Genomic DNA, 21,670 nt, shown 5'->3' with positions numbered 1-21,670 from the left:
TTCGGTGTGCTCATCCCCTCAGGCGTGGCATCCCCACGGCCCCCCGCGCGGGCCTAGGGTCGAGTGCATGAGCGAGGAGACCGAGTACCGCATCGAACACGACACCATGGGCGAGGTCCGCGTCCCCGTCGACGCGCTGTGGCGGGCGCAGACCCAGCGCGCGGTGGAGAACTTCCCGATCAGCGGGCGCGGGCTGGAGCGGGCGCAGATCCGGGCGCTGGGGTTGCTGAAGGCCGCCACCGCGGTGGTGAACCGGGATCTGGGTCTGTTGGACACCACCAAGGCCGATGCCATCATCGCGGCCGCCGGTGAGATCGCCGACGGCGCGCACGACGACCAGTTCCCGATCGATGTCTTTCAGACCGGGTCCGGCACCAGTTCGAATATGAACGCCAACGAGGTGATCGCGACCATCGCCGCCCGGGCCGGTGTGACCGTGCACCCCAACGACGACGTGAACATGTCGCAGTCGTCCAACGACACCTTTCCGACCGCCACGCATCTGGCCGCCACCGAGGCCGTGGTGAAGGATCTGGTTCCGGCACTGGATCATCTGCGGCTGGCGCTGCTGGACAAGTCCGCCGAATGGCGCGACGTGGTGAAGTCCGGCCGCACCCATCTGATGGACGCCGTACCGGTCACCCTGGGGCAGGAGTTCGGCGGTTACACCCGGCAGGTGAGCGCCGGAATCGAGCGCCTGCTGGCCACTCTGCCCCGTCTGGGCGAGCTGCCTATCGGCGGCACCGCGGTGGGCACCGGCCTCAATGCCCCGGCCGATTTCGGTGCGAAAGTCGTTGCGGAACTGAAGAAGTCGACCGGGCTGGACGCCCTGTCGGAGGCGAAGGACCACTTCGAGGCCCAGGCCGCCCGGGACGGGCTGGTCGAGGTATCCGGTGCGCTGCGCACCGTCGCCATCAGCCTCACCAAGATCGCCAACGATATCCGCTGGATGGGGTCGGGTCCGCTCACCGGCTTGGCCGAGCTGCAACTGCCGGATCTCCAGCCGGGCTCGTCCATCATGCCGGGCAAGGTGAATCCCGTTCTCCCCGAAGCGGTTACCCAGGTGGCCGCGCAGGTGATCGGCAATGACGCGGCGGTCGCCTGGGGCGGCGGCAACGGCCATTTCGAACTCAATGTCTACATTCCGATGATGGCCCGCAATGTGCTGGAGTCGATCCGGCTGCTCGCGAACGTCTCGCGCCTGTTCGCCGACAAGTGCGTGCGCGGCCTCACCGCCGATGTCGAGCGGCTGCGGCGGCTGGCCGAATCCTCCCCCTCCATCGTGACCCCGCTCAATTCCGCCATCGGCTATGAGGAGGCCGCCGCGGTTGCCAAGCAGGCGCTGAAGGAGAACAAGACGATCCGCCAGACCGTCATCGACCGCGGCCTCATCGGCGACGCGCTCACGGTCGAGGAACTCGACCGCCGCCTGGACGTGCTGTCGATGGCAAAAGTCAACGACGACAAATAATCTCGTGCGGGTATGACCTACCCGAAGGGATGCTTGTGAGAATGCGCGTTGTCGTCGCGGTCGCGGCGACACTGACCGCCCTGCTGTCCGGCTGCTCGAGTGAACAGCCCGACACCGCGACGGAGCCGACCGCGACGACAACCGCCGCACCGACGACGGGCACCACCGCACCGACCACGACCGCCCCGAGTACGGGCGAGCCCGTCGACGCGGCGGCGTACCACCTGGCGGATACGCCGACCGGCACGCCCGGGTACTACTTCCGGACGCCCAGCGGCAATTTCCGCTGCGCCATCTTCGACGAACCGCTGGCGCTCGCCGATACGGCCGTCGAGGCCGGTTGCCAAGGGCGCGTCGCGGCGATTCCGGACGGCGAGCAGCCGTGCGCGGAGACATCCGGGGCGCAACCGCCGATGCCCGCCTTCGGCCTGAGCCTGGACGGGCCGCGGTTCGCCTGCACCACCGAGGGATTGTTCTACGGTCCGGGCGATATCGCGGCGCTGCCGTACGACTCCTATCTGGAGATCGGGAATGTGCGATGCCTGTCCCGCGAGGTCGGCATCACGTGTGAGCAGCGGTCGTCCGGGGCGTCGTTCTTCGTCTCGAAGGAATCCAGTCGGCTGGAGAGCTCCGGCGGGGCGGACGCGACGCCGGTCGCGGTGCCCGATGTGCGCGGTGAGCGGCCGATCCGCGCGGAGAACCTGCTCGCCGAGGCCGGACTGCTGGCGAAGGTCGTGGGCGGCACCGATCGCGGGCCGCACGACGGGCAATGCGTGGTGGCGGAACAGGATCCCGGCGCTGGTACGAAAGTGACTGCTGGGACTTTGATTACTCTCACCACCGGCGAGGTGGGATTCGGCGCGGGCAGCTGCTGAAAAACGGGACTCGGCACCTGCCCGGTCAGCGACCTATTTTCCGAATGCCGGACGAAATGTGAAACGGGTCACGCATTGCTCCCGATTAGCTGGGTGTCCGCATAAAGCGGATGTTCCACGAAAGGAAAGAACAATGTTGACTGGACTCGCTGCCTTCTTCGTCGCTCTCGGCGCAGCTGGACTCGTGGCCGCCCTGGCGACACTGGGCATCATCATTTGAATATCTCGGTCGGTGGGTATGGTGGCGTCGGTCGCCATACCCACGCACCGGGGTGCGACGATTGTCATCTCGCACCGATATTTTCCGGATAATCCCTCAGGTCGATGTCGTTCGCGGCCCTGTCGCCGTACTTCACCATCCACGCGAAGGCGCGCGAACCCAGGAACCGGTTCCGGAAACGAATTCCCAGCGCGGTCTTCGGGGCCAGGAAGGGTCCCGGGTTGGCACCGTCGACCGTGCGCAGGTATCGCTTCATGACCTCGTCGTAGCGCGCGAAGGCCACCGTGTGGTCGCCGCCCGCAACGGCGAGCTCACCTGCGAGAACGTAGGCGCCCACCACCGCGAGCCCGGTACCGAAACCGGCGAGCGTATTACCGTGGGCGGCATCGCCGACGAGCGCCACGCGCCCGGTGGTGAATTTGTTCATTCGCACCCGGCTGATCGAATCCAGATAGCAGGTGTCGGAGGCTTCGAGTTCGCGGAGCATTTCGGGTACTCGCCAACCCATTCCGGTGAACCTGTCGATGACGATGCGTTTCTGTGCGGCGGTGTCGTCCCGGGGGTAGTCGAGTTCCGGGGACGCGAACATATACAGCTGCGGTGATTTCGGCCCGCCCGCGATGACGAGCCGTCCGGGGGTGTTGTACGCATAGGCCGTTTCCCGCGTTCGCGGCGTGCCGAGGTCGATCGGTCGGTCACCGGCAATGCAGTAATACCAGCCGCGATGGCGCACGTGGTCGCGCTCCGGACCGAATGCCAATCGTCGTACGCCGGAATAGATTCCGTCCGCGCCGAAAACCAGGTCGAAAACCCGAGCCGGAGCCTTCTCGAATTCGACGTGCACACCGTCGGAATCCGCTCGCAGACCGGTGATCCGATCCCCGAAGATGTATTCGCAATTCGCCGCGCTGTGGTCGTACAGCACACGCGCCAGGTCACCGCGCCGGATCTCGAGCTCGCCGCCGGTGAAATCTCCCGACATGAACGCCAATTCGGTGCCGTCGGCGTCGACGAACCGGGTGTCGGTGGTGCCGGTGCGGCGGGCGCGCAGGTCGTCGAGCACACCCATGCGCGCGAGCACGGTCAACTGGGTCTCGCCCTTGAAGTCGACGGCCTGACCGCCGGGCCGCGGCGCGGGAGCCCGCTCCACCACGGTCACGTCGAAGCCGTAGCGGTGCAGCCAGTAGGCGAGCGCGGGCCCGGCGATGCTCGCGCCGGAGATGAGGACGGAAGTGTTGCGCATGACGTTCCCTTCAACTGCGTCCATCGGACGCCATAAAGCGTATGGCGGACGCAGTTAGACGTCAACGCCGTTTTCCGGAAGGATGGCCCCCATGGCGGCACCCACCACCACGGAACTGCTGTGGGGCACCCGGCAGCGGCCCAAACGCGGCCCCAAACCCTCGCTCACGCTGGAACGCATCGTCGCCGAGGCCATCGCCCTCGCCGACATGGAAGGGCTCGCGAGCCTGTCCATGGCGCGGCTCGGTGAGCGGCTCGGCTGCGCCAAGATGGCGCTCTACCGCTATGTGCCCGGGAAGTCCGAACTCACCGCCCTCATGCTCGATACCGCCGTGGGCGCGCCGCCGGACCTCGACGCCGACGAACCGTGGCGCGAATACCTGGGCCGGTGGGCGGAAACGCTGTACGAGCGCATGCACACCCATCCGTGGACCATCGAACTCTCCGTCGGCGCGCACGTCATGGGTCCGCACGAGATGAGCTGGGTGGAGACCGCGCTGCACGCGCTCGCCGACACCGGGTTGACGGCCGCCGAACAGTTCGACACCGTGGTGCTGCTGATCGGGCACGTGCGCAGCCTCGTCCAGCAGATCGGCGGCGGCGACGGCGCCGACGCGGAAGGCCGGTTGCAGCGGGAGATGGCGGCGGTGCTGGCCGCGCACGGTCGGGATTTCCCGCACGTGGTCGCCGCGCTGGCCGCGGCGACGGCCGGGCCGACCGGGGAGGCCGGACGCGACAACGCGCTGAGATTCGGCATCGACCGGATTCTCGACGGGGTGGCGGCACTGGTCGCACGGCGGAAGTGAGCCGAATACTGTTGCCCGGCAGCGCCCGGGCTTAGAGTCGGAAGATGTCCGACTTACCCGAACTGCGGCAGGACGCCGTCACGACGGTGCGCGAATTCTTCGCCGCCCTCGAGGTCAACGCCCTCGACGAGGCCATGGACCTCGTCCATCCCGGAATCGTCTGGAAGAACACCTCGCTGCCGGACGTGCGCGGAGCCGACCGCGTGCGCTGGGTGCTGAATCGCTTCGCGGGACCCCGATACGGGTTCCGCGCCGATATGCACCATGTGGCGGCCACCGAGGACGGCGTCGTGCTCACCGAGCGCACCGACTACCTGCGGGTGGGTTCGGTGGAAGTGGCCTTCTGGGTGTGCGGGACGTTCGAATTCGTCGACGGGCGGATCTTCGTGTGGCACGACCACTTCTCGTGGGAGAACTTCCTGCGGGGGACCGCCGTGGGAGTGGCGCGGGCACTGTTCTCGCGCTGAGCGCTCACCGGCCGGGTCATACCTCCACCCATCGCAGTTCGGTAACCGCCTGCACCACAAGCGCATTACAGCGGAGCGGTCTGCCGATGGGCCGTGATCGAGTTCCCGACACCGGTCGAATCACTGCGCGCCTCCCGGTGCTGTCCAGGCTCGAGTTCGGACCGGGATCAGCGGGCGAGGGCGGTGACCTCCACCTCGATCTGCCAGTCGGGCTGGGCGAGGGCGGACACCTCGAGCAAGGTGTCGGCCGGGTAGGGCTCGCTGAGGAATTCCCCTCGCAGTGCGATGACGTTGCCGAGGTTGGCGGCCATATCGGTGACGAAGATGCCAACCTTGACCACGTCTTCCAGACCGGCCCCGGCCGCCGCGAGCACCCGTCGGATGTTGGCGAACGCCTGCCGCCCCTGCGCCAGGAAGTCGTCGGAGACGGTACGGCCCCGCTCGTCTATGCCCGCCTGCCCGGACACGTGGATGAGGCCGTTCGCCTCGATGGCCTGCGAGATCTTGTACGGCGCGTACCAGTCGGGGGTGGTAGCGATCTTCTGCGCGGGTTGTGCGGTCACCACAGCGTCTCTTTCCTCGATGTGTGTGTACGTGCGGATGTGTGTACGTGCGATCGATATCCCTGGCCATCGGGTGGCGGGGCCGCGACCTGCGGCAGCGGCCCCACCCGGCGCGCTAGCCCCGATAGATCTCTACGTAGGCGTTGGTCGTGACGGCGAGGATGCCGGGGCCAGCTCCCATGCAGCCCGCGGTGATCCGGTCGCCGGAGGGGTTGAACGGGTAGCTGAGGGAGTGGTAGGGACCGATGGCGTACAGCGGGAACGGGCCGGCGGCGTGCAGCCCGACGCACTCGACGCGCAGCACGTAGTTGTTCCCGCCGTCGGGCCGACAGATCGCCGAGGCTCCGAGCAGATCCCGTTCGACCACGCAATCCTGTGGCGCCGCGTGGGCCGTTCCGGAACCGATGACCGCGGTGAGGGCCAGGCCCGACATGCCGGCGGCCGCGAATCGCGCCGCATTGATGATCGCCTTCTTCACGATGATTCCTCCTGTTTCTCGGTGATATCCGTCGAGCGGTGACTCGACGAATACGCTCGGTGGGTGCGATCCAGCCGCACCCACAGTCCTGGTTGTCGACGCGGCCCGATTCGTCGCCGCTCCGGCGGTCGCCCCGGTCGGATACGTGCCGGCCCCGCTTCGGCGACTATCCGCCCCGGACCGGGGCGGACTCGGTCGCGGCGTATTCGCGGTCGACCGCGCGACGCCCGGGCAGCGCCGCCGCGGCGATCAGGCCGAGCAGGGTGAGTGCGGCGGCCATGACGACCGTGCCGCGCAGACCGTCCCCGGTCGCGATCCGCAGGGGCTCGTCGTCGAGCCCGGCGGTGCCCGCGTTCGCGACGCCGACGAGAATCGCGAGTCCGGCGCCGATACCGACCTGCATCGCGGTATTCGCCATCCCACCGGCGGTGCCCTGTTCCTGCGCGGCAACGCCGGTACCGGCCGCGGCGAACATGGTCGGGAAGACCGTGCCCGTCCCCATGCCGTAGACCACGATTCCGGCCAGGATCGTCCGGTAGGACCCGTCGGCGACCATCCCTACCGCGAGCAGAGCACCGCCGGCCGCCGCGAGCACCAAGCCGATGACCAGGGTGACGCGGAGACCGATCCGGACGATGAGCCGCTCGGCGAGGAAGTTCGCGACCGCGATGACCAGCGACAGGCTCAGGAACACGAGTCCGGTGACCAGTGCGCTGTAGCGCCACACGTTCTGCAGGAACAGCGTGAGGAAGTAGACGATGTTCTGCACCGTCGCGCCGAACACGAAGATGACCGCCAGCACCGGTCCCAGCGCGCGGGCCAGCCGCAACGGCATCAGCGGGCTGGCACTGCGCGCTTCGATGACCACGAACGCGACCAGCAGCGCCACCGCCGCCGCGGCACCTCCGAGGACAGGTGTCGAGGTCCACCCGGACTCCGGCCCCTGCGCCACGGTGAATACCAGCAGGGTGACGCCCACGGTTCCGGTGAGCGCACCGGGCACGTCGAATCCGCGGCCCCGATCGCGTGGCCCATCCGGGCGCAGCAACCCGAATGCCGCCGCCGCGCCGATGACGACCAGCGGGATGTTGATCAAGAACACTGCCGGCCACCCGAAGGCACTGGTCAGCACGCCGCCGAGCAATGCGCCGAGGCTGAGACCACCAGCACCGGCCATCGCCCAGACCGCGAGCGCGCGAATCCGCTGTGCCCCCTCCTCGAACATGGTGTTGACCAGCGACAGGGTCGCGGGGAACAGCAGCGCCGCACCGGCCCCCTGCAGCGCCCGGGCGACGATCAGCGCGGTCGTGGTGGTGGCCAGGCCGCCCAGCAGCGACGCGGCGCCGAAAACCACCATGCCGAGGACGAACATCCGCCGCTTACCGAGCAGATCCGCGGAGCGTCCGCCCAGCAGCAGCAGGCCGCCGAAGAAGACGGCGTAGGCGCTGACCACCCACTGCATCGAGTGGCCGGAGAACCCGACGTCGCTGGCTATATCGGGGAGAGCGACATAGATGATCGTGAAGTCCAGCGAGGTGATCAGGCTGGAGAATGCCAAAAGGGCGAGGGTTGTCGCAGGTCGTCTCATGAGCTGTCCTTCTCCGGTACTAGTGCGCATACGGCCGGGTGGCCCGGGCGTCGTGTAGTGCACGGGCCCACCAGGTGAGTTGGTGGAGCAGTGCGGTCGCGGCGGCTTCCGCGCCGGCGGCGTCCAGCGGGCGGCCCGCGTCGTCGAACCTGTTCCAGCACGAGTGGAAGCTCACGGTGTTGCGGATGGTGATCGCGTGCAGTTCGCCGAACACCTGGCGCAATTGCTCGACGGCGCGCAGTCCCCCCGAGACTCCGCCGTAACTGACGAAGGCGACCGGTTTCGCCTTCCACTCGTCGACATAGGAGTCGATGGCGGTCTTGAGCGGGGCGGGATAACCGCGGTTGTACTCGGGCGAGACGATCACGAAGGCGTCTGCCCCGGCCAGGCGCGGAGCCAGGGAATCGATCGCAGCGTCGGTTTCGTCCAGGACATCGGACAGACCGACGTCGGCGAGATCGATCAGGTCGAGGTCGAGCCCGCCGTGCGCCCTCGCGTGACCGTGGAACCAGGTCGCCACCGTCGGTCCGAATCGCTGTGCTCGCGTGCTGCCGATGATGATCGCCACGCGCAGGGGATCGGTTGCTTGCATCGCGTCTGCCTTTCCACAGTGAAGTCGATCCCCACGACCTTCACGTCCGGGGCCTACAGGACCCCTACGACCGACCTACACGCCGGTCGACCACGCCCGTGCGGTCCGTATCGTCACGGGGATGAGGTTCGGTGTGCTCGGTCCACTCGAGGTATGGACGGATCGGGAAGTAGAGGTCGCGATCCCGGCCGGGCAGTTGCGAACGGTGCTCGCCGTGCTCCTGGTCCACCGCGGTCATTCGGTGTCCACCGATCGCCTCGTCGATGTGCTGTGGCCGCGGCGGACTCCCCGGGACGCCGCGGCCGCCCTACAGGTCAAGGTGTCGCAACTGCGCGGTGCGCTCGCCGCCGCCGAGCCGAACGCTCGCGCCCTGGTGGTGTCCGGGTCCGGGGGCTATCGCCTCGATGTCACGGCCGACGCGGTGGACGCGGGCCGGTTCGAGGCAATGCTGGCATCCACCACCGGCCTGGACGCGCGCTCGCGGGCGGACGGATTGACCGCCGCGCTCAGGCTCTGGCGCGGCGCCCCCTTCGCCGATGTGGCCGATGCGGAATTCGCGGCTGTCGAAACGGCGCGCTTGGCGGAACTGCGGCTCTCGGCGGTGGAGTCCTGGGCCGCCGCACTGCTCGAACTCGGCGAATGCACCAACCTGGTAGCGGAATTGGGGCCGCTGGTCGCCGAATATCCGCTGCGGGAACGGCTGTGCGCCGCGTATCTGCGCGCGCTGTACGGATCCGGCCGCCAGAGTGAGGCCCTCGCCGCTTTCACCGAGTTGCGGGAACGATTGCGCGCCGACCTCGGCATCGATCCCGGCCCCGAGATCGCCGAGGTGCATCGGGCCATCCTCGCTCAGGACCCGGCGCTCACGCCGCGCTCGACCACCGTGCCGACGAACCTGCCCGGCCAGTTGACCGAACTGATCGGTCGGGCCGAAGCGGTGCACGAGGTGCATGGCCTGGTCGGCGACTACCGCCTGGTGACCCTCGTCGGACCCGGCGGAGTCGGCAAGACTCGACTCTCGATCGAGGCGGCGCGCGGACTGATCACCGACCACCCCGACGGCGTGTGGTTCGTCGAGCTCGCCGGGATGAACCCGACCACCGTCGCCCGCACTTCCATTCTGGACACCGTGCACGCGGTGGTCGGAATCCACAGCGACATTCGGACCGCCGCCGGTCCGCTCGACCGACTCGTCACCGCGTGGAACGGCAAACAGGTGCTGCTCGTCCTCGACAATTGCGAACATCTGGTCGCCGTGGTCGCCGACCTGACCGAGCAACTCCTGCGGTCGGTGCCCGGTCTGCGGATCCTGGCCACGAGCCGGGAACCACTCGGGGTCTCCGGTGAAGCCGTCTATCCGGTCGCCGCGCTCGAACTGCCGTACTCGCCCGCTGATATCGGCGTGGCGGCACTGCCGAAGTTCAGTGCCGTCCGGCTGTTCACCGCTCGCGCGGCGGCCGCTTCCCCCGGTTTCGCCATCGACGCGGGAAACGCCGCGGCCGTCGCGACGATCTGTCGCCGACTCGACGGAATCCCGCTGGCCCTGGAGCTGGCCGCCGCCCGGGTGCGGGCGTTCGGCGTCCGCGAATTGGCGGCGCGGATGGACGATCGATTCGAGCTGTTGGTTGCCGGACGCCGGAGCGGGCCAGGCCGCCAGCAGACGCTGCGCGCGGTCATCGACTGGAGCTGGGAACAGTTGACCGAACCGGAGCAGGCCGTGCTGCGCAGGCTCTCGGTCCACAGCGACGGGTTCGGACTGGCGGCGGCCGAGTATGTCTGCGCGAGTGGGGACCTCACCCCGGAACGGATCGCGGACCTGCTTGCCCGCCTGGTGGATCGCTCGCTGGTCGCGATGACCGACACCGATGCGGGTCCCCGCTACCGACTGCTGGAATCGGTCGCACTGTACTGCTCGGATCGACTGTCGGAGGCCGGTGAGACCGACTCGCTGCACACGGTCCGCAACGAGTACTACACGGCGCTGTCCGAGCGGGCGCACGCACAGCTGCGAAGCGCCGACCAGCGGCGTTGGCTGGCCGTGCTCGACATCGAGTACCCGAATCTGCGGTCCGTGGTCGAGGATTCGGTGCGGCGTGGTGATTCCGGCGTCGCACTGCGCCTCGTCGGCGCGCTGGGCTGGTACTGGTTTCTCCGCGGGCGGATCGGGGAGGGCATCCGACAACTCGACGCGGCGCTCGGCACCGGCCGGGAGGCGGCCCCCGAACTGTGGGCGCGGGCCAATGGCTGGCGATCGGCGCTCACGCTGCTCAGCATCGCCGCGTCCGACCGACCGGAGCTGGTCGAGGCCGGACTCGCGGGATTCGACGTGGTGAGCGATCCGTCGGGCCGCGCCTTCACCGAATGGATACTCGGCGAGGTGCTGCTCGGCGGCGGCGACCAGTCGGTCAGCGCCATGCTGGCTCAGCGGTCTCTGGCGGGCTTCCGCACGTCCGGGGATCAGTGGGGTATCGCCGCCGCGCTCAGCAGCGCGGCCCACCACGCCATGCTGCGCGGCGACCTGGCGGCCATGGTCCGCGACGCGACCGAAAGTGCCCGTCTTTTCGCGGTTCTGGGCGATCGATGGGGACAGCTGCGTGCCGATGAATTACTCGGCCGACACGCCGAGATCGTCGGTGACTACGCCGAGTCCACGCGTCTACGCCGCGACGGACTGCACCGGGCCGAGGAACTCGGACTGTGGCCGCGGGCGGCCGACATGATGTCGGGACTGGGTCGGCTCGCCCTGCTCGCGGGCGACCTGACCCAAGCGCGAGTACTCCACGAACGCGCCCTCGAACTCTCGCTGAACCAGGGTCACGAACCCGGCCGGATCTTCGCGGCGGTCGGCCTCGGCCTCGGCGCCAGACGCGAGGGACGCCTCGACGAGGCCGAGAAACACACCCGAGCGTCCCTGGACTGGAATCGCGAAGTCGACTACGCGCCCGGTATCGCCCACAGCCTCGCCGAACTCGGATTCATCGCCGAACTGCGCGGCGATCCCGAGCAGGCTCACGCCTACCATCGGGAAGGCTTGGCGGTGGCCCGGCGGATCGGCGATCCCCGCGCGATAGCCCTCGCACACGAGGGTCTCGCGGGTGCCGCCGCCCTCGCCGGGCACATCGGACGCGCCCGCCGCCTGCTCCGCACGGCGGCAGCGGCGCGCGATGCGGCGGGAGCACCACTGCCCGAACCGGAACGTACGGATGTGGACCGCATCGTGGCGGCGATCAGCGCCGCCTCCGATCACCCCGAATGAGCCACGATGCACAGAACTCATGAGCTGGGCGGCCGGGGCGGCCACCCACTCGATGGCTTCGACGGAACTCGCTAGCGGGCGACGACCAGGCGCAGGGATTCGAGTTCCGCGCGGGCCTGTTCGCCGGATTCGCCGAGGTCGGTGCGACCGAAGACGTTCCAGCGCTCCAGCAGGGGGGCGTAGACGAGTTCGGGTTCCTTGGTGCGGTCGTAGATGCCCGCGTCGGCGAGAACCTCATCGCTGCTGCGGCCGTCGGTGAGGGTGGCCTCGGGGACCCGGAAGTCGGCGATGCGGTCGGCGATGGCGCGCATGGTCTGGTCCGGGAAGCGGTCCAGGGCGGCGGCGATCAGGTTGGCGAAGAATTCCGCCTGGAGTTCGTCGTCGACGGCGATGCGCCGGGCGATCTCGGTGACCAGGGGGTTCTCGCCGAGTGCCTCGGTATTGCGATGCCGCACCGCGGACGCGGTCTCCTCGAGGGCGCAGACCGCCAGCACGTCCAGCAGGTGCATGGGCGGGCGGCGGAAGCCGCGGGTCATATGCTCCATGCGCATCCGCTCCAGCTCCACCGGGTCCACCGCACGGGTGACCATGAGGTAGTTGCGGATGAGGATCTCGTGCCGGTTCTCCTCCGCGGTCCACCGACCGACCCAGCGCCACCACGGGCCGCGACGCAGATGCCTGCCCAGTTCCCGGTGGTAGGACGGCAGGTTGTCGGCGATGAGCACGCTGACGGTGAGCGCCAGTTTCGCGGTCTCGCTGAGCTCGGATTGCTCGGGGTCCCAGTCGATCCCACCGAGGAAGGCGAAATTGCGACCGTCGTCCCAGGGCACGTAGTCATGCGGCTGCCACCCCGCGGCAGCGGCGATGTGGCGGGTCAGATTGGTCTCCACCTCCGGCGCGAGTGCGTCGAGGAGGTCGCGGTCGGACAGCACGTTCTGCACCGGCACAATCTAGCGGCTGCGCGGCAAACATGGGGATCTTCGCGCCGTATTCACAACGGCTATCGCAAAACCCAGCCTCGCGCCGCGTGTCGCCGCCCCGTGGCGCGTGTCGCGCGAGCCACGCGAACACGCGCCCGCGATGCCCCGCGACACTCCAGCGCCCCGCCGACCAGTCGGTACCCCGAACAGCACACGGCGGTCATGTCGTGTCCGCTCCCCACACCCGCCCCCACCGCACAACCAGTCCACCGCACGACCAGTCCCACCGCACGACCAGTCCCACCGCACCGCGATCGCGGAGCCCGCCACACCACGAAGCCCGCCACACCGCGGGCTCGGAGCGCAGCCGCCGAGCCCGCGGTGGTCGGACTACTTCTCTGTGACGGTGATCTGCCGATCCACCCAGGTGATGGTGCCGCCGGTGAAATCGCTCTGCTTGCCGCCCGCGATATCCATCTCGTCGCTGGTCGGGTAGCCGAGCTTGCCGCCGGGGCCGCCGTTCGCCATCCAGGCGTCCCGGATCTCGCCCCAGACGATGTGCGCGCCGGTGTCGGGGCTGCTGTAGATGGCTCCGCCCTCGAACGCCTGCATGGTGCCGCCACCGGGAGCGTCCTGGGATTCCCCGGTGGGTTCGCCCAGCGGGCTCGTCACGCCGCCGACGGCGTTGTACTTCTCCAGAATCGAGCCGGACACCTCGATGTCCCCGGCGGCGGTGGGGATCTTCGTTGTCGGGGTGTCGTCGCGGTCGGTCTCGTTGCGATCGGCGTCGTTACGGTCGGTCTCGTTGTCGTGGGCATCGTCGGAATGGCCGTCGGTGTGTTCGGTGGCCGTGGCCATCGCCGTGGTCGTCGCCATCCCGGTGTCGGGTTTGGCATCCTTGTCGTCCTTGGCGCAGCCGGCGAGCGGCAACGCCACCAGGGCGATCGCGGTCATGAATCCGGCCGTGCGTCGAGCGAAGTGGTGCATGATCATCCTCCCGCTGCGGGCCGCACGGGGGTGCCGCGTTCCCACGACACCCCCGGCGGCTCGGATCGACATTCGGCAGCTGTTCGGCAAACCGTTCGGTATCAACCGAAATCAGCTTCTAGCAGGTACTTTGCCGGAATATACCCGTCGATCCGTGAGGCAAACCACACGCCCGGCGTTAACCGGATCAGGAGTTCGGCCCGTACTCCTCCAGCATCTCGGTGACCAGGGCGGCGATCGGCGAACGCTCGCTGCGGGTCAGGGTGATGTGGGCGAACAGCGGATGCCCCTTCAGCTTCTCGATCACGGCGGCCACGCCGTCGTGCCGACCGACCCGGAGGTTGTCGCGCTGCGCCACATCGTGGGTGAGCACCACCCGCGATCCCGTGCCCAGGCGGCTGAGCACGGTGAGCAGCACATTGCGTTCCAGCGACTGCGCCTCGTCCACGATCACGAAGGAGTCGTGCAGCGACCGACCGCGAATGTGGGTGAGCGGTAGCACCTCCAGCATGCCGCGCGCCTGCACCTCCTCCATCACCTCCTGGCTGGCGAGACCCTCGAGGGTGTCGAAGACGGCCTGCGCCCACGGCCCCATCTTCTCGCTCTCCGAACCGGGCAGGTAGCCGAGATCCTGGCCGCCGACCGCGTACAGCGGCCGGAACACCACGACCTTGCGATGCGAGCGGCGCTCCAGCACAGCCTCCAGACCGGCCATCAGCGCCAGCGCCGACTTTCCGGTACCGGCGCGGCCGCCCATGGACACGATGCCCACGCTCTCGTCGAGCAGCAGATCCAGGGCGATGCGCTGTTCGGCGGAGCGGCCGTGCAAACCGAACGCCTCGCGATCACCGCGCACCAACTGCACCCGCTTGTCCGGGGTCACCCGGGCCAGGGCGCTGCCGTTGGTGCCGAGCAGCCGAATGCCGGTGTGGCACGGCAGATCCCGGGCCTCGTCCAGATCGATGACGGAGTCGGCGTAGAGCTTGTCCACCACCGCCGCACTGACATCCAGCTCGGCCATGCCGGTCCAGCCGGAGGTGACCACATCCTGGGCGTGGTACTCGTCGGCGGCCAAGCCGACCGCGCTCGCCTTGACGCGCAGCGGAATGTCCTTGGAAACCAGCACGACTCGATGCCCCTCGGCGGCCAGATTCAGCGCACAGGCCAGAATCCGGGAGTCGTTGGTATCGGTGCGGAACCCGACCGGCAGCACCTCCGGATCGGTGTGGTTCAGCTCGACCTGCAAGGTCCCACCGTCGACGCCGACCGGAATCTCCTGGTCGAGTCGTCCGTGCTGGAGTCGGAGATCGTCCAGCATGCGCAGTGCCTCGCGGGCGAACCAGCCCAGCTCGTGGTGGTGGCGTTTGGCCTCGAGCTCGCTGATCACCACGATCGGCAGCACCACATGATGCTCACCGAAGCGGGTGACCGCCCAAGGATCCGACAGCAACACCGAGGTGTCCACGACAAAGGTTTTACGTCCGGATTCGGACGACTGCGAGGCGCGAACTCCCTTTCCGGTGCTCGCGGTGCGGGCATCCCTGCTGGGAGCGGTTACGGAGCGTGCATCAGTCACGGTGGGCTCCTTTGTCACCCACGCGGCCCCGCGCGGGTGTTCTCGCTGGGCCGGTCCGCCCTGTAGGTCAGTAGACCCGAGGGCCGGGTGCCGGCCCCCTCGCACTGAGTTGCTCAGTCACGACCAGGACCTCCCGTACGGGCCACCTCTACGCGACCCGCACCCCCGACGCTACAGCCGAATTGGACTTCCGGCCTACCGAGTTACAGGCGTGTTGGTGAAGATCCCGTTAACGGACGCCCTATTCGGGCGATTCGCCCAATTCGTCGAGCAGGATCGGAATATGGCTGTGATCAGGTTCTTTCACGGCCGTGACCAGCGTCAACGGCTGCGAATCGGCCTCGTGTCGCAACCGCGCCAGCACCTCCCGCGCGGCATCGTCGGCGAGCTCGGCGCGGTACCGGCGCGCGAACTCCGCCCGCCGCCCCGACGGGTCGGCGTGGAACCACTTCCGCAGCGCCGACGAGGGCGTCACCTCCCTGGCCCACTCGTCGATCTCCGCCGCCTGTTTGCTGATCCCGCGCGGCCACAGCCGATCCACCAGAATTCGACGGCCGTCACTCGGCTCCGGCGGGTCGTACACCCGCTTGACCTGGAAACGCGGTTGCTGTGCCATCTCCGTATGGCAGCACGACCAGGCGGCCGACGCGATACACCACGCCGCCGATTCCGATTCCGGAGCCGATACAGTCGAACCATGGCCGACGATCAGGATCTCGAGAAGCTCTCCGCCAAGGAACTGCACGACCGCGCCGTGAAGCTGGCCGTCCGGCACGGTGACGTGAAATTCCTGTGGGAGCTGCTGAAATCGATTCCGGCCGCCGAGGCCGCGGCCGGGAACATCGGGGAGAGCGAAGCCGACATCAAGTACGTGCTCCCGGTGCTCGACGACTACGTGCACGCGGGCGAGGGCGATATCGCCGAGGTGCTGCGGCCCATGTACCTGGACTACCTCGTCAAGCATTCCTGAGCCGATCGGGCGCGACACCACGACGATTCCGGCCGTAGCTCTTGCGGAATCAGCCGTCTCGGCCGCGCTGCCAGCGGTGGCGCTCGACAGCCCGGCTCGGCCGGTCCTACCGTGAGGCCATGTGACCGCCGCCGCGCCGGGTGCTCGCCGACCTCTCCCCGTTCGCTACCCCACGGCCGTGATGTGGGGCGACCGGGATGTCCCGTGTCCCTGGTCGATCGCCGAGGATCCGGCGCGGCGGCTGCCGAACGCGACCCTCACCCGGATCGCCGGAGCGGATCACTACGTCATGGAGAAGCGGACCGCGGCGGTCACCACCGCTCTGCTCGACTGGCTGCGCGCATCCGCGCCCTGACCTAGACTCCGGGCATGACCGCCGATACCGCTCCGGAGCTGCTCGTTTACCGCCGTGCGGGCTGCCCGTACTGCTCCCGGATGCGGCGGGTGCTCAACCGCCACGGCATCGTGCACAGTGAGATCGACATCTGGAAGGACCCGGACGCGGCCGCCTTCGTGCGCTCGGTCGCCCACGGCAACGAGACCGTGCCGACGGTCGTGCTGAAAACCGAAGCGCGGGAACAACAGTGGGTCAACCCGTCACCGAAGCGGTTGATCCGCACGATAGCCGACGAAGCGCCCGCGCTCACGGAGGGACCGCGCAAATTCTGGAGCTGGTAGCGGGACGAGCGGCCAGATCCGCTCGGCCACACCACCGTTCGACCACCGGCACGCACGCGCCCCCACGCCGCCAGCGTGCCCGCCGGTAGCACCACACCGCGTGATGTGACCGCCCGCTTCACCGATCGGCTCGCGACGTGTAGCCGAGACCGGCCCCGGATACGTCGGGGCCTGGTCATCACGCACGACAACCAGGCCCCAGTGCTTCAGCGCCGCAGGCGTTTCGGCACGGTGATCAGCCGAGCAGCTTCCAGTCCTCGAGGCCCTCGTAGAGCGGGAAGTCCTGGGCCAGCTTGGCGACCCGGGCGCGCAGGGCGGCGATGTCGCCGCCGGCGAGGGCGGTGGCGATGATGTCGGCGACCTCGGTGAACTCGGTGTCGCCGAAGCCGCGGGTGGCCAGCGCGGCGGTGCCGATGCGCAGGCCCGAGGTGACCATCGGCGGGCGCGGGTCGAACGGAACGGCATTGCGGTTCACGGTGATTCCGACCTCGTGCAGCAGATCCTCACCCTGCTGGCCGTCCAGCGCCGAATTGCGCAGGTCGACCAGCACCAGGTGTACATCGGTGCCGCCGGTGAGCACGGTGATGCCCTTGTCCTTGACATCCGCGCCGGTGAGCCGTTCGGCCAGGATCTTCGCACCCGACACGGTGCGCTGCTGGCGCTCGGTGAACTCGTCGCCGCCCGCGATCTTGAAGGCCACGGCCTTGGCGGCGATGGCGTGCATGAGCGGGCCGCCCTGCTGGCCCGGGAAGACCGCGGAGTTCAGCTTCTTGGCGTAATCCTGCTTGGCCAGGATGAGGCCCGACCGCGGACCGCCGAGGGTCTTGTGCACGGTGGACGACACCACGTCGGCATGCGGCACCGGCGACGGATGCAGACCCGCCGCGACCAGACCGGCGAAGTGCGCCATATCGACCCACAGGTACGCGCCGACCTCGTCGGCGATCTCCCGGAAGGCGGCGAAGTCGAGGTGGCGGGGGTAGGCCGACCAACCGGCCACGATCACCTTCGGGCGGGTGTCGCGGGCGATCTTGCGCACCTCGTCCATATCGACCCGGTGGTCTTCCTTGGACACCCCGTAGGCGTGCACCTCGTACAGCTTGCCGGAGAAGTTCAGCCGCATTCCGTGGGTGAGGTGGCCGCCGTGCGCCAGATCCAGTCCGAGCAGCTTGTCGCCCGGGTTCATCAGCGCCATGAGCACGGCGGCATTGGCCTGCGCACCCGAATGCGGCTGCACATTGGCGAATTCCGCGCCGAACAGCTCCTTCACCCGCTCGCGCGCCAGCTCCTCGACCTTGTCGACGGCCTCGCAGCCGCCGTAGTAGCGCCGCCCCGGGTACCCCTCGGCGTACTTGTTGGTGAGCACGCTGCCCTGTGCCTGGAGCACGGCGCGCGGCACGAAGTTCTCGGACGCGATCATCTCTAGGGTGTCGCGTTCCCGGGCGAGCTCTTCGGCCATCGCGGCGGCGACCTGCGGATCGAGCTCGGCGAGCGACTGAGTGTTGACGGAGGCGGCGGTCTGGGTCACGACGGTCAGTCTAGGGGGCAGCCACCGAGCGGTCGCTCGCCCCCGCCACCGCACAGCTCCCGCACATTCCCCGGCCGCCGCGCGACCCGGCCCGCCCCGCAATCGCCAACGCCGACACGCTCCATCACCACCCCACGTCACGCACTCCGCACCACCGCCCGTAGTCAGCGCCGCCACGCCATCAGCGCGTCCGCCACATCCCGCGATGCGAGCACACCGCCACGCCCCGCGACGCGCAAGCACTCCGCCACACCAGACGCGCGGCCACACCTCCGCAAGGCCAGCTCGGCCACACCTCCGCAAGGCCAGCTCGGCCACACCTCCGCAAGGCCAGCTCGGCCACACCTCCGCAAAGGCGAGCACGCTCGCCATTCTCCGACAACTCCGCGCTCCGAACACATCCCGCGAGGTCAGCGCGCCCCGGCACGGCCTCAGGGCATCCGGCGTATCGCGCCCGGGGTCAGGGGTTCGTCCAGCAGACGGCGGAAACGCTCCGAGCGGTCGTCCGTGTCGGGGGCACGGTCGAGCCAGCCGCCGAGCAGGCGGTAGCCCTCCACGTAGGTGGAGATGTAGGCGCGCCACAGCGGGGAGGACAGGAAGCGCAGGGATTGGCGGGCGCGTTCGGGTGTCGCCAGGCTCCAGCGTTCGAGGAAGGCCGCCACCTCGTCGGCGTCCTTGCCGCGATCGTGCAGCAGCAGCGCGGCGTCCTGACGCACGTTCAGCAGTTTCGCGGAGGCGTTCGACAGGCGTTCGGCGCGTTCACCGTCGAAGCGCAGGCCGAGATCGGCGTAGATCTCCTGCGCCCACACGCCCCACCCGGGACCCACGATGGACTTCAGCGCCAGATCCGCCAGCCCCTCCGCCATCAGGCACTGCGGGGTGTTCACCAGGAACAGGGTCTGCTCGGCCTGCCCGGCCGCCACCAGCCCGGCTTCCTTGCGGCAGTGTTCGGTGTGATGCCCCGGATACGACTCGTGCGCGATGAGATGCGGCAGGTTCGCCATGTGCTGCTTCAGGTCCGAGTTGATGGCGACCCGGGACTTGTAGTTGCCCAGGTAGTAGTTGAAGCCGGACCACGGCTTGTCGCCCACCACCTCGTACTCCACGAATTCGTGGTCGGGCAGCGGGTAGCGCTGGCGCACCAGTTCCCGCAGCGCGCCCGAGAACGCGTCCACACACGCCCGCAGGCGCTCCGGCGGAATCTCGTCCGCGCGCCGGTGCGCGGTCACCCGCTCGAGCAGTGCCCCCTCACCCGCGAGCACCTCGTCCATCTGCCGGTGCGCCTCCTGGTATTCGGCCACATCACCGGGGGCGATATCCACGTCGAAGTAGGCGCGCACCTCCTCGACGAACGGAATCTCGTCCCCGGCGAATTTGCACGCCGAGCACTCCATGGCGCGCAGATGCGCCTCCAGGAATTCGGTGCGTTCGGTGGTGAGTCCGGCCTCGGGCAGTTCCTTGCGCAGTGCCGCGGCGCGGTGCGCGAGATCGCGGGGCTCCGGCCGCGGCGCGTTCTCCACCTCGCGCCGCAGAGCGGGATCGCCGGTGTACGCGTCGACGAACCCTTCCTCGAGCCGGTCGAAGGCCAAGCCCAGTCGCAGATAGTCGGTAACCAGGGGATGCGCTGCCATGTCCGGGAACACTATCCGCCTCCGGGCGAGCGCGGCGACGGTCCGGACCGGTGGAGCGCCGGAACGCCGTTTCAAACGTGCGGTCCGGGTGGGATATCTCACCCCGGCTACTGGCGAGTAACAACACCCGGTTTTTCCCGCCCCGTTGCACCCGAGCAGAATTCGCCTATGCGTGGAGTGTGGACCGGATCTCACCGGACCGGACACGGGAACGGTGAGACTTCGTGGCACGGATGAGCGAGCCGAGTCCCTATGTGGAATTCGACCGGAAACAATGGCGCACCCTGCGCAAGTCGACCCCCTTGGTGCTCACCGAGGAGGAACTGATCGGTCTGCGCGGCCTGGGTGAACAGATCGACCTGGAAGAGGTCGCCGAGGTCTACCTGCCGCTGGCCCGGCTCATCCACCTCCAGGTGGCCGCCAGACAGCGCCTTTTCGCCGCCACCGCCACCTTCCTCGGGGAAACCCACCCGGACCGCCAGGTTCCGTTCGTCATCGGTGTCGCGGGCAGTGTCGCGGTCGGCAAATCCACCACCGCCCGCGTACTCCAGGCGTTGCTGGCCCGCTGGGACCACCACCCGCGCGTCGATCTGGTGACCACCGACGGATTCCTCTACCCCACCGCCGAACTCACCCGCCGCGGCCTCATGCACCGCAAGGGCTTCCCGGAGAGCTACGACCGCCGCAAACTGCTGCGCTTCGTCACCGAGGTGAAATCCGGTGCGTCGGAAGTGTGCGCCCCGGTGTATTCGCATATCGCCTACGACATCGTGCCGGATCAGAAACACTGCGTGCGCCAGCCCGACATCCTGATCGTCGAGGGATTGAACGTGTTGCAGACCGGTCCCCGGCTCATGGTGTCGGACCTGTTCGACTTCTCCATCTATGTCGACGCGCGCATCGAGGACATCGAGAACTGGTATATCGAGCGCTTTCTCGCGCTGCGCAAGACCTCGTTCTCCGATCCGAATTCCGCGTTCCACCACTACGCCCGATTCAACGATCAGGAAGCCATCGGCGCGGCCCGCGAGATCTGGAACAACACCAACCGGCCCAACCTGGTGGAGAACATCCTGCCCACCCGCCCGCGCGCGACCCTGGTGCTGCGCAAGGACTCCGACCACAGCATCAACCGGCTGCGGCTGCGCAAGCTCTAGAGCTTCCAGGCCGCGTCCAGCCGTGCCGCCACGTCGATATCGGTGGCGGCCACGATATGCGGTTTGCGGATCTCCTCGGCCAGGTAGCGGGCCACGAAACGGCGAATCTCGTGATCGACGCTGGCAAGGATGCGCAGCAGTTCACCGCGCCGCGACGCGCTCGCCACATTCACCCGCACATCGCTCGGGCGGGGTTCGGCGATATCGATGATCACGCGCAGCGGTTCGGCCGTGCGCACGGTCAGATGCAGGTGGATCTTGCCGTCCACATGGAACGGATAGCGGTCCACGGCCAGATCGACCAGCAGATCCACCTCGAGGGGGATCTTCAGCGCGAAGGAGATATTGTCCCGCACCTCCCGATCGAGTTTCGGCTTACCGAGCCGCACCGTCGCGAACAGCTTCGCGATCCGGCCCGGCCCCACTCCGATCGGGCCGAAATCGAACGCCTCGCCCGTCAATTGCCCGAACGCGCCCTGGATACGGTGTTCGGAGGCCGCGTATTCCAGGAATCTGCGACCGAACTCCTCGTAGGAAATATATGGATCCGACTCGACCACCGCCGCGGCGTTCACGGCGGTCCACGGCCCTTCGCGCACCTCGCCCATGCCATCCGACGCTACGGCAGCAAGGCCCCCGCGAACCCCAAAGCCATTGCACTGCAA

At 68.4% G+C, this 21,670-nt stretch carries 21 protein-coding genes; 9 read left to right on the top strand and 12 right to left on the bottom strand.

Annotated features, from left to right (window positions below):
• The first annotated feature begins 67 nt into the window (after nucleotides 1-67).
• Both QJS31_RS28445 and QJS31_RS28440 read left to right on the top strand, forming a co-directional pair.
• Nucleotides 68-1,471 (top strand): class II fumarate hydratase, encoded by a 1,404-nt coding sequence (locus QJS31_RS28445; RefSeq protein ID WP_306358155.1) that lies wholly within the window; start codon nucleotides 68-70, stop codon nucleotides 1,469-1,471.
• Between the two features lie 41 nt (nucleotides 1,472-1,512).
• Nucleotides 1,513-2,346 (top strand): PASTA domain-containing protein, encoded by an 834-nt coding sequence (locus QJS31_RS28440; RefSeq protein WP_306358154.1) that lies wholly within the window; start codon nucleotides 1,513-1,515, stop codon nucleotides 2,344-2,346.
• A 284-nt stretch (nucleotides 2,347-2,630) separates the two neighbouring features.
• Here QJS31_RS28440 and QJS31_RS28435 read toward each other — a convergent pair whose 3' ends face one another.
• A complete protein-coding gene (locus tag QJS31_RS28435; protein ID WP_282777738.1) occupies nucleotides 2,631-3,809 on the bottom strand; it encodes an FAD-dependent monooxygenase in 1,179 nt (392 codons plus the stop codon).
• Nucleotides 3,810-3,900: 91 nt separating this feature from the next.
• Here QJS31_RS28435 and QJS31_RS28430 point away from each other — a divergent pair, with 91 nt between their 5' ends.
• Nucleotides 3,901-4,614: a TetR/AcrR family transcriptional regulator gene (locus tag QJS31_RS28430; RefSeq protein ID WP_282777736.1), complete on the top strand. Its 714-nt coding sequence runs from the start codon at nucleotides 3,901-3,903 to the stop codon at nucleotides 4,612-4,614.
• 44 nt (nucleotides 4,615-4,658) lie between these two features.
• Nucleotides 4,659-5,081: a limonene-1,2-epoxide hydrolase family protein gene (locus tag QJS31_RS28425; protein ID WP_282777734.1), complete on the top strand. Its 423-nt coding sequence runs from the start codon at nucleotides 4,659-4,661 to the stop codon at nucleotides 5,079-5,081.
• A gap of 167 nt (nucleotides 5,082-5,248) precedes the next feature.
• Here the strand turns inward: QJS31_RS28425 and QJS31_RS28420 are convergent, their stop codons facing one another.
• The 4 genes from QJS31_RS28420 to QJS31_RS28405 form a co-directional block, all read right to left on the bottom strand.
• Nucleotides 5,249-5,644: a RidA family protein gene (locus QJS31_RS28420; protein WP_282777732.1), complete on the bottom strand. Its 396-nt coding sequence runs from the start codon at nucleotides 5,642-5,644 to the stop codon at nucleotides 5,249-5,251.
• Between the two features lie 115 nt (nucleotides 5,645-5,759).
• Nucleotides 5,760-6,122, bottom strand: coding sequence for a hypothetical protein (locus QJS31_RS28415; protein ID WP_282777730.1), 363 nt, complete (start codon nucleotides 6,120-6,122; stop codon nucleotides 5,760-5,762).
• Between the two features lie 166 nt (nucleotides 6,123-6,288).
• Nucleotides 6,289-7,710, bottom strand: coding sequence for an MFS transporter (locus QJS31_RS28410; RefSeq protein ID WP_282777728.1), 1,422 nt, complete (start codon nucleotides 7,708-7,710; stop codon nucleotides 6,289-6,291).
• A 19-nt stretch (nucleotides 7,711-7,729) separates the two neighbouring features.
• Complete coding sequence (locus tag QJS31_RS28405) at nucleotides 7,730-8,302, bottom strand: NADPH-dependent FMN reductase (RefSeq protein WP_306358153.1); 573 nt, start codon at nucleotides 8,300-8,302, stop codon at nucleotides 7,730-7,732.
• 121 nt (nucleotides 8,303-8,423) lie between these two features.
• Between QJS31_RS28405 and QJS31_RS28400 the strand changes: the two genes are divergently transcribed.
• Nucleotides 8,424-11,558, top strand: a complete 3,135-nt coding sequence (locus QJS31_RS28400; RefSeq protein ID WP_306358152.1) for a BTAD domain-containing putative transcriptional regulator — start codon at nucleotides 8,424-8,426, stop codon at nucleotides 11,556-11,558.
• Between the two features lie 71 nt (nucleotides 11,559-11,629).
• On the opposite strand, the gene QJS31_RS28395 is transcribed toward QJS31_RS28400, so the two are convergent.
• The 4 genes from QJS31_RS28395 to QJS31_RS28380 all read right to left on the bottom strand — a co-directional run bounded on the left by QJS31_RS28395 (nucleotide 11,630) and on the right by QJS31_RS28380 (nucleotide 15,657).
• Nucleotides 11,630-12,499: an acyl-ACP desaturase gene (locus QJS31_RS28395; protein WP_282777722.1), complete on the bottom strand. Its 870-nt coding sequence runs from the start codon at nucleotides 12,497-12,499 to the stop codon at nucleotides 11,630-11,632.
• Nucleotides 12,500-12,868: 369 nt separating this feature from the next.
• A complete protein-coding gene (locus QJS31_RS28390) occupies nucleotides 12,869-13,465 on the bottom strand; it encodes an LGFP repeat-containing protein (RefSeq protein WP_282777720.1) in 597 nt (198 codons plus the stop codon).
• Nucleotides 13,466-13,652: 187 nt separating this feature from the next.
• Entirely contained in the window at nucleotides 13,653-14,930 is a 1,278-nt protein-coding gene (locus QJS31_RS28385) for a PhoH family protein (RefSeq protein WP_282777743.1), read from the bottom strand.
• A gap of 352 nt (nucleotides 14,931-15,282) precedes the next feature.
• Nucleotides 15,283-15,657: a DUF488 domain-containing protein gene (locus tag QJS31_RS28380; protein WP_282777718.1), complete on the bottom strand. Its 375-nt coding sequence runs from the start codon at nucleotides 15,655-15,657 to the stop codon at nucleotides 15,283-15,285.
• 81 nt (nucleotides 15,658-15,738) lie between these two features.
• Here QJS31_RS28380 and QJS31_RS28375 point away from each other — a divergent pair, with 81 nt between their 5' ends.
• The 3 genes from QJS31_RS28375 (at nucleotide 15,739) to QJS31_RS28365 (ending at nucleotide 16,689) form a co-directional block, all read left to right on the top strand.
• On the top strand, nucleotides 15,739-16,011 hold the full coding sequence (locus QJS31_RS28375) for a hypothetical protein (RefSeq protein ID WP_306358151.1): 273 nt from the start codon (nucleotides 15,739-15,741) through the stop codon (nucleotides 16,009-16,011).
• Between the two features lie 178 nt (nucleotides 16,012-16,189).
• Complete coding sequence (locus tag QJS31_RS28370) at nucleotides 16,190-16,366, top strand: alpha/beta fold hydrolase (RefSeq protein ID WP_282777714.1); 177 nt, start codon at nucleotides 16,190-16,192, stop codon at nucleotides 16,364-16,366.
• A gap of 14 nt (nucleotides 16,367-16,380) precedes the next feature.
• Nucleotides 16,381-16,689, top strand: a complete 309-nt coding sequence (locus QJS31_RS28365; protein WP_282777712.1) for a glutaredoxin domain-containing protein — start codon at nucleotides 16,381-16,383, stop codon at nucleotides 16,687-16,689.
• Nucleotides 16,690-16,924: 235 nt separating this feature from the next.
• Here the strand turns inward: QJS31_RS28365 and glyA are convergent, their stop codons facing one another.
• Nucleotides 16,925-18,217: a serine hydroxymethyltransferase gene (glyA, locus tag QJS31_RS28360; protein ID WP_306358150.1), complete on the bottom strand. Its 1,293-nt coding sequence runs from the start codon at nucleotides 18,215-18,217 to the stop codon at nucleotides 16,925-16,927.
• Nucleotides 18,218-18,648: 431 nt separating this feature from the next.
• A complete protein-coding gene (locus QJS31_RS28355) occupies nucleotides 18,649-19,848 on the bottom strand; it encodes a DUF885 domain-containing protein (protein WP_306358149.1) in 1,200 nt (399 codons plus the stop codon).
• 224 nt (nucleotides 19,849-20,072) lie between these two features.
• Here QJS31_RS28355 and coaA point away from each other — a divergent pair, with 224 nt between their 5' ends.
• The gene (gene coaA / locus QJS31_RS28350) at nucleotides 20,073-21,005 is read left to right on the top strand and encodes a type I pantothenate kinase (RefSeq protein WP_029931355.1); all 933 of its coding nucleotides are present in this window, start codon (nucleotides 20,073-20,075) and stop codon (nucleotides 21,003-21,005) included.
• On the opposite strand, the gene QJS31_RS28345 is transcribed toward coaA, so the two are convergent.
• Nucleotides 21,002-21,613: a hypothetical protein gene (locus QJS31_RS28345; RefSeq protein ID WP_051037681.1), complete on the bottom strand. Its 612-nt coding sequence runs from the start codon at nucleotides 21,611-21,613 to the stop codon at nucleotides 21,002-21,004. The genes coaA and QJS31_RS28345 overlap by 4 nt on opposite strands.
• Between the last annotated feature and the right edge of the window lie 57 nt (nucleotides 21,614-21,670).

This window comes from Nocardia sp. CC213A, assembly GCF_030766805.1.
Lineage (GTDB): Bacteria > Actinomycetota > Actinomycetes > Mycobacteriales > Mycobacteriaceae > Nocardia > Nocardia otitidiscaviarum.
The sequence above is the reverse complement of the archived record's forward strand: the minus strand, read 5'-3'. Positions and strand labels throughout refer to the sequence as shown.

Coding starts and splice junctions, on each gene's coding strand:
- QJS31_RS28365 (WP_282777712.1), top strand. CDS start 16,381: ATGACCGCCGATACCGCTCCGGAGCTGCTCGTTTACCGCCGTGCGGGC.
- QJS31_RS28435 (WP_282777738.1), bottom strand. CDS start 3,809: ATGCGCAACACTTCCGTCCTCATCTCCGGCGCGAGCATCGCCGGGCCC.
- QJS31_RS28440 (WP_306358154.1), top strand. CDS start 1,513: ATGCGCGTTGTCGTCGCGGTCGCGGCGACACTGACCGCCCTGCTGTCC.
- QJS31_RS28425 (WP_282777734.1), top strand. CDS start 4,659: ATGTCCGACTTACCCGAACTGCGGCAGGACGCCGTCACGACGGTGCGC.
- QJS31_RS28410 (WP_282777728.1), bottom strand. CDS start 7,710: ATGAGACGACCTGCGACAACCCTCGCCCTTTTGGCATTCTCCAGCCTG.
- QJS31_RS28405 (WP_306358153.1), bottom strand. CDS start 8,302: ATGCAAGCAACCGATCCCCTGCGCGTGGCGATCATCATCGGCAGCACG.
- QJS31_RS28345 (WP_051037681.1), bottom strand. CDS start 21,613: ATGGGCGAGGTGCGCGAAGGGCCGTGGACCGCCGTGAACGCCGCGGCG.
- QJS31_RS28355 (WP_306358149.1), bottom strand. CDS start 19,848: ATGGCAGCGCATCCCCTGGTTACCGACTATCTGCGACTGGGCTTGGCC.
- QJS31_RS28375 (WP_306358151.1), top strand. CDS start 15,739: ATGGCCGACGATCAGGATCTCGAGAAGCTCTCCGCCAAGGAACTGCAC.
- QJS31_RS28445 (WP_306358155.1), top strand. CDS start 68: ATGAGCGAGGAGACCGAGTACCGCATCGAACACGACACCATGGGCGAG.
- QJS31_RS28400 (WP_306358152.1), top strand. CDS start 8,424: ATGAGGTTCGGTGTGCTCGGTCCACTCGAGGTATGGACGGATCGGGAA.
- QJS31_RS28390 (WP_282777720.1), bottom strand. CDS start 13,465: ATGCACCACTTCGCTCGACGCACGGCCGGATTCATGACCGCGATCGCC.
- QJS31_RS28430 (WP_282777736.1), top strand. CDS start 3,901: ATGGCGGCACCCACCACCACGGAACTGCTGTGGGGCACCCGGCAGCGG.
- QJS31_RS28380 (WP_282777718.1), bottom strand. CDS start 15,657: ATGGCACAGCAACCGCGTTTCCAGGTCAAGCGGGTGTACGACCCGCCG.